Here is a 10,127-nt window from a genome sequence, read left to right as displayed (position 1 = left end):
CACGCGCCTATTCGACGAGGCGGATGGTGCAGTAGCGGGTGGCGGTGCGGGCGAGTCGGGCGTCGGAGGTGACGAGAGTGATGGCTCGGGATTCCGCGAGCGCGACGTAGGCGGCGTCGTAGCCGCTGATGCTGGCGCGGAGCTGCCACATGCGGGGTAGGGGGACGTAATGAAGTAACAAATACGTGATCGAGAGCATCATCGCAGGTCACAGGCCTGTGGAGGGTTCGAAACGCGCAAGTTATTTCATTTCGACTCCTAGGAGCTGTTCGACGGGAACGTGGTCGACGCCAAGCTGGGGAATCCGGTTGATCGTGGCCTGCGCCTGGCCATCGCTGATCTTGTTGCCGAGAGCGAGCCCGCGCATGACCGAGAACAGCTCGATCTTCCAGTGCTCGGGAGCCGCCCACTCTGGGTCGGCGCTCAGGATCGAGCGGTCCCGTCGCCCTCGGTCGTCGGCGTAGACGAGGGCGTTGGCGAGCACGGAAGCGTCCACTACGACCATCCGGAACCGTGCGCTCCTGGCTCGTCCGTTGATGTCGCCTCGACGTGCATGGCGCGGGCGGCTGCCAGCACGTCGGCGGCGGCTGGAGCATCCACGCCGGCGCCGCCGCCCGCCGCGAGTTCGTCTTCCACAGCAGCGAGGACCTGCTGGTTTCGGGCATACCGGGCCTGTCGGGTGAGTACTCCGAGTAGGAACGCCTGCAGTGACTGGCCTTGCTGGCGAGCGTACTGCGCGAGCGTGTCACGTACGTCTTCCGGTGCGTCGCGTACGGTGACTGCAATTGGCATGCCTGCATTGTGACTGCAGAATGCAGGCTGGTCAAAGTCGGGTCGCGGTCGAGTACGAACTGCTCGGCGCGGCCGGGGTCACGGTCGTGGGAATGCCCGAGCTCGGCGAGCGGGCCCGCGCCATGAAGGCTCACCTGGCCGTCTGATCATCGACTGGATCGCCCGCGATGGTGCCCGGGTGGGCCGGTGCCCGCCCCGGCTGCCGCGCGGAGGTCGGTCCGGGCGATCTTCTTGCCCGCCGACGACGCATCCGGCGCGCCTTAACGGATATCGTAGGTGGCGCGGCGTCGCCGTGCCGCCACGCCGCTGGCTGATCGAAACCAAGGGCGCGCCATCCCTGTCAGCTGAGGTGGCTCAGCAGTTGAGGCGGCTGCGGCGGTGCGGTCGGCGCAACCGCGAGGGGGTGGGTCGGTGGGCGTGATTCGGGTGGAACCATACGGCGGCCGCGACTTCGATGTCGAGGTCGCGGAGGAGACGTCTCCGGGAGTCCGCGGGCTCTCCTTCAACTACCGGGTGCAGGTCGATGACAAGGTGCTCGCGGCGGTGGGGCTCTCGCCCGACGATGTGCCGGGCCTGATCGCGTTGGTCCGCGCGTCGTTCGCGTTCCTGCTCGCGCGGGAACCGGCCGGGTCCATCCTGCCCACCTTCGAGCTGTCCGAGATCACCCGCTACTTCCCGAACTATCCGGCGGAGATCGCCGGCAGCGTGCCGAGATGAGCGGGGCCGGGGCACCGGGGGACGTGGACGCTCTGCTGCTCGTCTCGTTCGGGGGTCCCGAGGGGCCCGGCGACGTGTTGCCGTTCCTCCGCAACGTGACCAGGGGCCGGGACATCCCCGCCTCCCGGCTGGCGGTCGTCGCCGAGCAGTACCACCTGTTCGGTGGGCGTAGCCCCCTCAACGAGCAGAACCGGGCGCTGGTCGCCGCGTTGCGTGCGGAGCTGCCCGGGCTGCCGGTCTACTGGGGGAACCGGAACTGGGCGCCCTATCTGACCGACACGGTCGCCCAGATGGCCGCCGACGGCATCCGGCGTGCCGCGTGCTTCGTCACCTCGGCTTTCTCGTCCTACTCGGGATGCCGGCAGTACCGGGAGGACCTCGCGGCGGCCGCCGCCGCGGTGGGGGACCGTGCGCCCGAGCTGGTGAAGCTGCGGCTGTTCTTCGACCATCCGGGGTTCGTGGAGCCGATGGTGGACCGCGGCGTCGCGGCGCTGGCCGACCTGCCGGCGAAGGTGCGTCCCGATGCCCATCTGATCTTCACCGCGCATTCGCTCCCCCTCGCGCAGGCCCGCGCCAGCGGGCGTGGCGAGGGCGCCTACGCTCACCAGTTGCGGGCTACCGCAGCGGTGATCACCGAGGGGATCGAACGCATCACCGGCGTGCGTCATCCCTTCGACCTGGCCTTCTGTAGCCGCAGTGGGTCGCCGGACGTGCCGTGGCTCGAGCCGGACGTGCGCGATCGGCTCGCGCGGCTGGCCGCGGCGGGGGCCGCCAGTACCGTGATCATTCCGCTGGGATTCGTCAGCGATCACATGGAGGTCCGCTATGACCTCGACGTGGGGGCCCTGGAACGGGCGCGGAAGCTGGGCCTGCCGGCGACGCGGGCGGGCACCGTCGGGGTGGATCCGCGGTTCGTCTCGATGGTGGGAGAACTGATCGAGGAGCTGCGTCGTCCCGGCGGCGCCCGACGGTCGCTGACCGGCCTCGGGCCCTGGCCGGCGGACTGCCCCGCGCACTGCTGCGAGCCCTTCGGGCCGCCGCGGACCTGAACCCCCGCGGACCCGAATCCGGGGTGGTCCTGAAGCCAGGAGGGTGGGGGAGGGCGGACCGCATGGCGAGGCGGCCATACTGATGGTGAGCCGAGGCTGATGGGGAACCGATACTGATGGGGAACGAAGCGATCAGGACCGAACGACGAAGCGAGTCAAGGTAACGGAGCGATCGGAGATATGCGGCGCTACGTGTTCGAATCCCCGGAAAGGTTCGTGGTGGGAACCGTCGGCCAGCCGGGTGACCGGATCTTCTTCCTGCAGGCTGCCGGGCGTGGTCAGGTCGTGACGGTCGGTCTGGAGAAGACCGAGGTCACCGCCCTGGCGGAGGGGCTGACCGCGTTGCTAGGCCAGGTGGGCCAGACCCAGGGCATCGTGCTTCCGACCGCTTCGGACGTCGAGATCGATCTTGCCCCGCTGGATGCCCCGTTCGAGGAGGACTTCCATCTGGGCCAGCTCACGGTGTCCTGGGACGGCCACCGGGTCTTCGTCGAGGCGGCCGGGCTGTCCCCCGGGGAGTTCCGGCTCCCCGAGAGCGAGGACGAGCTCGACTCGTTGCGGGTGGGACTGTCGATCAAACAGGCCCGTGCCTTCATCGAACGAGCCCGCACGATCGTTGCCGCCGGGCGTCCACCGTGCGTCCTGTGCGGCCGCCCGGACGATCCGGCCGGGCACTTCTGCCCTCGGCTGAACTGATCGGAGCCGGCCGGGGCCGGCCGGGGCGGGCAGCCGGCGATCGTCAGATCGTCAGTTCGAGGGCGGCACAGGGGCGTACGTCGGGTCGAAGGCATCGTAGGCTGCTGCATAGGCGCGACGCACTGCCGCGGAAAGGTTGCGCAGCGCCGCGGACCTGCGGGCGATCTCGCTCGCGGTCACCGCGGCACCGTCGTCCCGGGCAGCGAGGTCGAGCAGGGCCGACAACCGCTCCGCCCGGGCCAGCAGGGCGTGCGCCCCCGGTGGATGACCCGGGCCCAGCCCCGGGCCCGGCTCCTCCTCCCCGCGGTCGCGCAGCAGGGCGAGCACCTCGGGGCGAGCGCTTGCGATGTCGAGGTCGATGAGCGCGGCCGTCGTGGTGCGGATCGCGTTGCTGAGGTCGTGTTCCGCGGCGCGCAGGCCGGCTCCGGGCGGTGGCACGCGGGACGCGACGAGCACCCGCCAGTGCACCGACTCCAGCCGCCCCTCCAGGGCCGGCCCGTGCACGACGACCCCGGGAACGAGCACCAGCGGTGGGTTCGGGCCGATTACGATGATCGCCTCCCCGGCGGTGATCGCGTCCCTGTTCACCTCCGCCGGGCCGGGCAGGCCGGTGGCGTCCCCGGGGGCGGGCAGGACCAGCCGGAGCCGTTGCGCTCCGGCCGAACGCAGGGCTCCCAGGCCCAGCACGAGCGGCTCGTCGCCGAGGGTGTGCGGCGCCGCCTCGCCGCCGAGCGCGCGGTGCATCTGGGTGATGACGTCGTCGAGCCCGACGAGCCCGGCAAGCCACGCATTGCCCCATCCGGTGAGGACTCCGGACCGGGGCGACGCTGACAGGGCGGGAAGCACATTGCCTACCGTAGGCAATCGAGGAGCCTTCAGGCTCGCCGAGGAGGCCGTACCAGACCTTTTTCCGGGTGATAGCGCCATTTGTCGCCTCTGGGCAGGCACCGCCCGGCCAGCCAGGGCAGGCCCACGCTCAGCAGCCAGTAGGAATGCTCGATGATTCCTGGAGCCGGTTCCTCATGATCGGGTCCGTCCGGCAGACCCACGAGTGCTACCCCGGCGTGCGACAGACGATGGGCGAACGCCTGCGCGATCAGGCGGTGGCCGCGTGGCCCCGGGTGGATCCGGTCCACGTCGAAGCTGGACCGGCTGCGCACCGCAGGGTGCCCGCCGAGGTCGACCATCAACACCCCGGGGTCCGTCCGGGCCGCGGCATGGACCGCCGCGTTGAGCCGTTCGACCCGTTCGCTCAGGATCCGGCCGAACGGCGCCGGCACCGGGAGCAGCCGGCTGGGATCGGGCATGGTCGCGGTGAGCACGACGACTCCGTCAGCCCGCAGACGGCCCACCGTCCAGACCAGGTCCTGACGTAACCGCAGCGGATCGAACGTCGGTTTCAGCACGTCGTTCATGCCGGCGATCACGCTGGCGATCTGGGGGCCTAGCGACAGGGCGACGGGAAGCTGACGGGTACGCACGTCGTGCGTGGTCGCTCCCGTGGTGGCCAGATTGGTGAATTCCACGGCGCCGGCCGGGCCCAGGCACGCGGCGAGCCGGGCGGCGAAGCCCCGTCCTCCCGTCGCGGAGCGGCGGTGTTCGCGTCCCATCGTCACGCCGTCGCCGAGGCCGACCGTGATGCTGTCGCCCAGCGCGACGAACCGTCGGGATCCGGTACGGGAGTCCATGGCTCTGCCCGCCTTTCAGGCCGCGAGTCAGGCCGCGAGCGGCGGCGCCGGTGGCTGCGGGAAGGCCGTGCCCGGGGCGGCCGGACCGGGCGAGTCGTGGCAGGCGAGGAAGCCCGCGACCGTGGTCGACCAGGGGAACTGCTCCGCGCGGGCCCGGGCCGCGACCCGGCGCGCGTGGACCTGCGCCGGCGAGGCGGACAGCAGGTCCACGACGGCGTCGGCGAACGTGAATCCGCTGCCCGCGGCGATCACGCCTACTCCCGGGACGATCAGTTCTGCGAGCGCACTGGCGTGGTGCACCACTGCCGGGGTGCCGCTGGCGAGCGCCTCCAGGGCGGTCAGCCCGAAGGTCTCCACCGGGCCGGGGGCGAGCGCGAGGTCGGCGGTCGCCAGCAGGCCGGCGAGCCGTTCCCGGTCGGCCACGAACCCGAGGAAGGTTACCGGCAGCCCGGCCGCGTGCCGTTCCAGCCGGCCCCGATGGGCCCCGTCACCGGCGATCACCAGGCGCGCCGGCACCCGGCGGCGGACGAGTTCGGCTGCCGCGTCCACGGCGAGGTCGACCCGCTTCTCCGGTGCCAGCCGGCTGGCCACTACCAGCAGCGCCTCCTGGTCACGGGCGAAGGCGCGTCGCAGGGTCAGGTCGTGGTGAGCGGAGGAGAAACGGTCGAGCTCGACGCCGAGCGGAACGTGGCGCAGGTTGCCGGCGCCGATGCGGACGAACTCCGCCGCCGCCCAGGCCGTCGTCGCCACGACGGAGTCGAAGGCGGCCGCGAGCGAAGCGTTCGCCCGGTCCGCGGCTGTCGAGACCGGCAGGACTCCCCGCAGCGGTGCGGGTGTCCAGGTGCCGAGCAGGCGGTCGAGCCGCTCGTGGCTGACGACCAGCGACGGCACCCCGCGACGGCGGGCCCATCGGGCTAGTGGACGCAGGGTCGCCCGGTCGTGGACCTCGAGCCGGTCGGGCCGTTCCCGGTCGAGCAGGTCGGTGACGCGCCACGGCTCGGTGATGATCCGGTAACCGGTTCCGGGTAGCCGGGGGGCGCGTAGTTGGAACACGCGGGCATCCGGCTGGACCAGTTCGGCGTCCTGCTCGCCCGGAATGATCTGGACGACCTCGTGGCCCGCCGCGGTGTAGCCGGCGGCGAGGTGGCGCAGTGTCGTCCGGATGCCGCCGGAGGCCGGCGCGACGAAGTTTGCCGCCTGCACGATCTTCATGCTGACCACCCGTCGTTTCTCGTCCCGGGCCGCTCGCGTGCGTCCCATCCGTCCCGTCGTCCGCCCCGCCGTCCGCTCCGTCCCTCAATGACCGGGCCGGGGTGCCTGAGGCGGCCGAAGCGGCCGGCCCCGCCGCCGGTGCCGAGCACGTCACGGTAGTGGCCGAGCAGCTCGTCGCCGACTGCGCTCCACCCGCATCCCACGACCGACTCCCGGGCCGCCGCACCCATCGCCACCCGGCGAGGGAGGTCGTCGGCCAGGGCCGCGACCTGCGCCCGCAGGGCCGCGGGGTCGCCGGGAGTGTAGTGCAGCCCGGTGCGGCCGTGCTCGACAACGTCTAGCAGCCCGCCCGCCGCGGGGGCGACCACCGGTACCCCGCTCGCCTTGGCCTCCTGCGCCGCCTGGCAGAATGTCTCGTGGATGCCGGTGTGGACGAAGACGTCGAGACTCGCGACCGCAGCCGAGAGCTCCTGCCCGGCGCGGAATCCGAGGAACGCCGCGTTCGGCATCGACCGGGCGAGGGTGGGGCGGGAGGGGCCGTCACCGACGACGACGAGCCGGGTGTTCGGGATGTCGGACACCGCTCCGAGCAGCTCCACCCGCTTCTCCCGGGCCAGCCGGCCGACGTAGCCGACCAGGACCTCGCCGTTCGGAGCGAGGCTGCGGCGCAGTTCGTCGTCCCGGTGCGCCGGGTGGAAGCGTTCGAGGTCCACCCCTCGACTCCAGCGGGCGACCCGTTGCACGCCCTGGCTCAGGAGGGTGTCGACGGCATCCCAGGACGGCGCGAGGGTCCGGGCCGCGAGCCGGTGTACGATGGCCAGCCAATGCCAGATCGTGCGTTCCGCGGTGGCCAGCCCGTAGCGGGCGGCGAACGCGGCGATGTCCGTCTGGTAGACGGCGATGCTCGGTATGCCGAGCCGCCGCGCCGCGAACACCGCCTGCGCCCCGAGGCCGGCGGGCGCCGCCAGATGGACGATGTCCGGGTCGAACTCCCGTAAGGCGGCGGGAAGCCCGGGCCACGGGACTGCGAAGCGAAACGCCGGGTAACCCGGTAGGGGAGCCGACGGCGCCCACAGCACCGGTGCGCCGGCGTGGCTGCGCGCCGCCGCGCGTCGGGCGGCGGGCGCCGGAGCCGGCGCGATGACCATCGCCTCGTGCTGCCGGTCCCGCAGGTGTTCCAGCACTCGACAGACCGTGTTCGTCACCCCGTCGACATGGGGGAGGAACGACTCGGTGATCACCGCTATGCGCACACGAGCACCGTGGCAGGGTATGGAGCCGTGCCGCAGACGGCCAGCCGACCGTTACATGAACGTTCTGGCACAGCTTGGTGCACCGTACGGGTGTACACGACCGGCTGTTCATCCGGTCGGCGGATCCGGGCCGGATTCCCGTCCAACCTGGCGCCATCTAACACAGCGTCACCCGACATAGTGTTATTCGACACGATGTCATCTGACATAGGGGACGTAATGAAGTAACAAATACGTGATCGAGAGCATCATCGCAGGTTACAGGCCTGTGGAGGGTTCGAAACGCGCAAGTTATTTCATTTCGACTCCATAGTGCCACTTGACATAGTGCTATCTACCATAGTGTTACTTGACATTATGTCACACGACATAGTGCAACATGATGCTATCCGACATGGTGTCGTTCGACACGGCGCCCGGCGGGCGCCATGGTTCCTGGTCCGCACCGTCGCACGCCGGCCGCCAGCATTTTCCCAGGGCGCCGGTGAGGAGGATATTTGGAGGCGCGGGGCGGCGCGCCGGTCGGGGAGTGAGAGCCATCGAGGTGTACGCGTGATGTTCAGGCGGCAGGACACGGTCCTGATCACGTCCGCGGCCCGGTCGCGGCAGTCGGACATCCATCGGCGGGAGGTGCGTTACCTCCTCTCGATGATGTTCCGGATGCTCTGCTTCGTGCTCGCCGTGGTCGCCTTCCACGGCTGGCTGCGGTTTGTCGCTGTCGCGATGGCCGTGATCATTCCGTGGGTCGCGGTGGTCATCGCCAATGGCGGTCCGGCGCCCGAACGCGACCGGTCCGCCAGCTACGATCCGGGCCAGCCGGCGGCGGGCGAGCCGCCGGCCCTGGAGGCCGATCCCCACCGGGTGGTCGACAGCGAGGGCTGGGTGGATGACGAGGGCTGGGTGCACGGCCATCCGGACCCACCGGGCCGGGACGGCAGCGGGCTCGGCGAGGCGCCCGTCTCCGGGCCGTCGGGTTGACGTCAGGTTGAGCCGGTGAGGTGCATCAGCTTCACCACTGACTACGGACTCGCCGACGGCTTTGTTGCAGCCTGCCACGGGGTGATCCTGCAGACGGTGCCGGACGCCCGGATCATCGACGTGACCCACCTGGTGCCGCCGGGGGACGTGCGGCGGGGGGCGGCCGTGCTCGCCCAGACGGTGGGTTCCCTGCCTCGGGGGGTGCACCTCGCCGGGGTGGGCACGTCGCGCCGGGCCCTGGCACTGCGCGCGGTCGGCGGTCACCTGGTCGGGCCCGACAACGGCCTGCTGATCTCCGCGGCCGAGCGGTTGGGGGGGATCGAGGCCGCGGTCACGCTGGCGGTGCGGCCCGGAACCCCCGCGACGTTCCACGGCCGGGAGGTCTTCGCCCCGGTGGCTGCCGCCCTGGCGCGTGGGACGCCGCTCCAGGAGGTCGGTGAGCCGGTGGAGCCGGCGACCCTGGTCCGTCCGCGGGCGGCCCTGGCTCGGCTACGCCCGGATGGCACCGTGGAGACCGAGGTGGTCCTCGTTGACACGTTCGGCAACGTCCAGCTCGCGGCCTCCGGCGCGCTGCTCGGCGCGGCCGGGCTGCGCCCGCCGGGTCGGGCGGTGCTGCGACCGCTCCGGCGGGACCGCTCGACCGGGGCCGAGCAGGCGGCCGGGCCGCCCGCGGCCGCGGGCCCGATGGTTGAACTGGCGGTAGGGGTCACCTTCGGTTCCGTCGGCCCGGGGGAGGCGGTGCTCTACGTCGACTCGGCGGGGATGGCGGCCCTCGCCGTGCGCGACGGTGACGCCGCGCATGCCCTCACGCTTATGCCCGGCGACCGCCTTACGCTGCGCCGCTGGGACAGGCGTCCGGGGCGCCCACCGCCCGTCGGGTGACGGCACCGGTCAGCACCGGTCAGCAGAATCCCGGGAAGGTCAGCCAGCTCGGCCCCGGGTCGGGAGCGTCATCGCGCAGGACCGTTCCCTCGATCTTGCCGTACGGCCGGTCCGCGGCGTAGTAGATCGTGTTGGGATTATCGAGCCCGAACGGTTCTAGATCAACCAGGAAGTGGTGTTTGTTCGGCATTGACAGGCGGATTTCGGCGACGTCGGCGTGCGCGGTCAGTGCCGCCTCGCCCATCCGGTACAGGGTCTGTTGCAGAGCCAGGCTGTGGAGGCTCGCGAAGGTGCTGACCAGAGCCGTCCGTATCCCGTCGAACAGTCGTTCGAAGCCGAGGTCTGGCCGGGCGTAGCGCCAGCGGGCGGTGACCTCTGTCGCCAGGATGCGGTCTGTCGTCTCGGGCAGCGTGGTGTACCGGTCGCGGAGAAACCCCGAGAATTCCGAGCTGGTCGACTTCAGCAGGACCAGCCCGGCGAGTCCGGACACGACGAAGGCCGTGTCACGGTCGAGGGTGACGACCGTCGTCCTTTTCTCCCCAGCCGACCTGCTGAAGGCATGGTCGTGCGGCACTCCGTCCACCGGGATGCGGTCCCACCGGTACTGCTCGATTTCTATCCGGGCGCCGTCGATCCACGGGAGGGATCCGACGAAATGGTGACCCAGCCGGATCGCGAAATCCTCGATCTGGCCGATTCCGTGCTCGCGGGCGAAGGCGTAGACGGTGTTTTTCTGCGTGTCCGTGGTGAGCACGTGCGCATTGTCGCCGGACAGGTGCGCGGCGGCGAAGTCACCACGAAGCGCAGTGGAGACGTTCAGATCGGTGATCTGGTGCACCGGTCCGTTCCGCGCTACGGGG

The 10,127-nt window shown here is 71.0% G+C and carries 14 protein-coding genes; 6 read left to right on the top strand and 8 right to left on the bottom strand.

Annotated features, from left to right (window positions below):
* Positions 1-7 precede the first annotated feature (7 nt).
* The 3 genes from AC08OU_RS14960 to AC08OU_RS14950 are packed head-to-tail and all read right to left on the bottom strand — an operon-like array spanning position 8 to position 792.
* Complete coding sequence (locus tag AC08OU_RS14960; RefSeq protein WP_476605154.1) at positions 8-202, bottom strand: hypothetical protein; 195 nt, start codon at positions 200-202, stop codon at positions 8-10.
* 39 nt (positions 203-241) lie between these two features.
* Entirely contained in the window at positions 242-505 is a 264-nt protein-coding gene (locus tag AC08OU_RS14955) for a type II toxin-antitoxin system VapC family toxin (protein WP_476605153.1), read from the bottom strand.
* A complete protein-coding gene (locus tag AC08OU_RS14950; protein ID WP_462188556.1) occupies positions 496-792 on the bottom strand; it encodes a hypothetical protein in 297 nt (98 codons plus the stop codon). The genes AC08OU_RS14955 and AC08OU_RS14950 overlap by 10 nt, the downstream gene beginning before the upstream one ends.
* A gap of 20 nt (positions 793-812) precedes the next feature.
* On the opposite strand from AC08OU_RS14950, the gene AC08OU_RS14945 reads away from it, so the two are divergent.
* The 4 genes from AC08OU_RS14945 to AC08OU_RS14930 all read left to right on the top strand — a co-directional run bounded on the left by AC08OU_RS14945 (position 813) and on the right by AC08OU_RS14930 (position 3,254).
* Positions 813-938, top strand: coding sequence for a hypothetical protein (locus AC08OU_RS14945; RefSeq protein WP_462188557.1), 126 nt, complete (start codon positions 813-815; stop codon positions 936-938).
* Positions 939-1,218: 280 nt separating this feature from the next.
* Positions 1,219-1,509: a hypothetical protein gene (locus tag AC08OU_RS14940; protein WP_476600546.1), complete on the top strand. Its 291-nt coding sequence runs from the start codon at positions 1,219-1,221 to the stop codon at positions 1,507-1,509.
* On the top strand, positions 1,506-2,558 hold the full coding sequence (locus AC08OU_RS14935; protein ID WP_476600544.1) for a ferrochelatase: 1,053 nt from the start codon (positions 1,506-1,508) through the stop codon (positions 2,556-2,558). Before AC08OU_RS14940 ends, AC08OU_RS14935 begins: the two co-directional genes overlap by 4 nt.
* Positions 2,559-2,738: 180 nt before the next feature.
* Positions 2,739-3,254, top strand: a complete 516-nt coding sequence (locus tag AC08OU_RS14930) for a DUF3090 domain-containing protein (protein WP_462188560.1) — start codon at positions 2,739-2,741, stop codon at positions 3,252-3,254.
* 51 nt (positions 3,255-3,305) lie between these two features.
* On the opposite strand, the gene AC08OU_RS14925 is transcribed toward AC08OU_RS14930, so the two are convergent.
* The 4 genes from AC08OU_RS14925 to AC08OU_RS14910 are packed head-to-tail and all read right to left on the bottom strand — an operon-like array spanning position 3,306 to position 7,407.
* A complete protein-coding gene (locus tag AC08OU_RS14925) occupies positions 3,306-4,118 on the bottom strand; it encodes a hypothetical protein (RefSeq protein WP_476605152.1) in 813 nt (270 codons plus the stop codon).
* Positions 4,119-4,129: 11 nt separating this feature from the next.
* On the bottom strand, positions 4,130-4,942 hold the full coding sequence (locus tag AC08OU_RS14920; RefSeq protein WP_476600539.1) for an SGNH/GDSL hydrolase family protein: 813 nt from the start codon (positions 4,940-4,942) through the stop codon (positions 4,130-4,132).
* Positions 4,943-4,969: 27 nt separating this feature from the next.
* On the bottom strand, positions 4,970-6,154 hold the full coding sequence (locus AC08OU_RS14915; RefSeq protein WP_476600552.1) for a glycosyltransferase: 1,185 nt from the start codon (positions 6,152-6,154) through the stop codon (positions 4,970-4,972).
* Positions 6,151-7,407: a glycosyltransferase family 4 protein gene (locus AC08OU_RS14910; protein WP_462188563.1), complete on the bottom strand. Its 1,257-nt coding sequence runs from the start codon at positions 7,405-7,407 to the stop codon at positions 6,151-6,153. The genes AC08OU_RS14915 and AC08OU_RS14910 overlap by 4 nt, the downstream gene beginning before the upstream one ends.
* A gap of 555 nt (positions 7,408-7,962) precedes the next feature.
* Here AC08OU_RS14910 and AC08OU_RS14905 point away from each other — a divergent pair.
* Together AC08OU_RS14905 and AC08OU_RS14900 are read left to right on the top strand one after the other, a co-directional pair.
* Positions 7,963-8,385: a DUF3099 domain-containing protein gene (locus AC08OU_RS14905; RefSeq protein ID WP_476600550.1), complete on the top strand. Its 423-nt coding sequence runs from the start codon at positions 7,963-7,965 to the stop codon at positions 8,383-8,385.
* Positions 8,386-8,400: 15 nt separating this feature from the next.
* Positions 8,401-9,267, top strand: a complete 867-nt coding sequence (locus AC08OU_RS14900) for an SAM hydrolase/SAM-dependent halogenase family protein (RefSeq protein WP_476600537.1) — start codon at positions 8,401-8,403, stop codon at positions 9,265-9,267.
* Positions 9,268-9,286: 19 nt separating this feature from the next.
* Here the strand turns inward: AC08OU_RS14900 and pucL are convergent.
* Positions 9,287-10,127: factor-independent urate hydroxylase (gene pucL, locus AC08OU_RS14895; RefSeq protein WP_476605151.1), on the bottom strand; the 841-nt coding region annotated here is incomplete at its 5' end.

This window comes from Frankia sp. CcMO1, from assembly GCF_977945845.1.
Note: the sequence above shows the minus strand (reverse complement) of the source record. Positions and strands in the feature narration are given on the sequence as shown.

Bases quoted from the DNA above. Each gene is read 5' to 3' on its own strand.
- AC08OU_RS14930 (WP_462188560.1), top strand. From the start codon at position 2,739: ATGCGGCGCTACGTGTTCGAATCCCCGGAAAGGTTCGTGGTGGGAACC.
- AC08OU_RS14915 (WP_476600552.1), bottom strand. From the start codon at position 6,154: ATGAAGATCGTGCAGGCGGCAAACTTCGTCGCGCCGGCCTCCGGCGGC.
- AC08OU_RS14920 (WP_476600539.1), bottom strand. From the start codon at position 4,942: ATGGACTCCCGTACCGGATCCCGACGGTTCGTCGCGCTGGGCGACAGC.
- AC08OU_RS14950 (WP_462188556.1), bottom strand. From the start codon at position 792: ATGCCAATTGCAGTCACCGTACGCGACGCACCGGAAGACGTACGTGAC.
- AC08OU_RS14955 (WP_476605153.1), bottom strand. From the start codon at position 505: ATGGTCGTAGTGGACGCTTCCGTGCTCGCCAACGCCCTCGTCTACGCC.
- AC08OU_RS14960 (WP_476605154.1), bottom strand. From the start codon at position 202: ATGATGCTCTCGATCACGTATTTGTTACTTCATTACGTCCCCCTACCC.
- AC08OU_RS14935 (WP_476600544.1), top strand. From the start codon at position 1,506: ATGAGCGGGGCCGGGGCACCGGGGGACGTGGACGCTCTGCTGCTCGTC.
- AC08OU_RS14905 (WP_476600550.1), top strand. From the start codon at position 7,963: ATGTTCAGGCGGCAGGACACGGTCCTGATCACGTCCGCGGCCCGGTCG.
- AC08OU_RS14945 (WP_462188557.1), top strand. From the start codon at position 813: ATGCAGGCTGGTCAAAGTCGGGTCGCGGTCGAGTACGAACTGCTCGGC.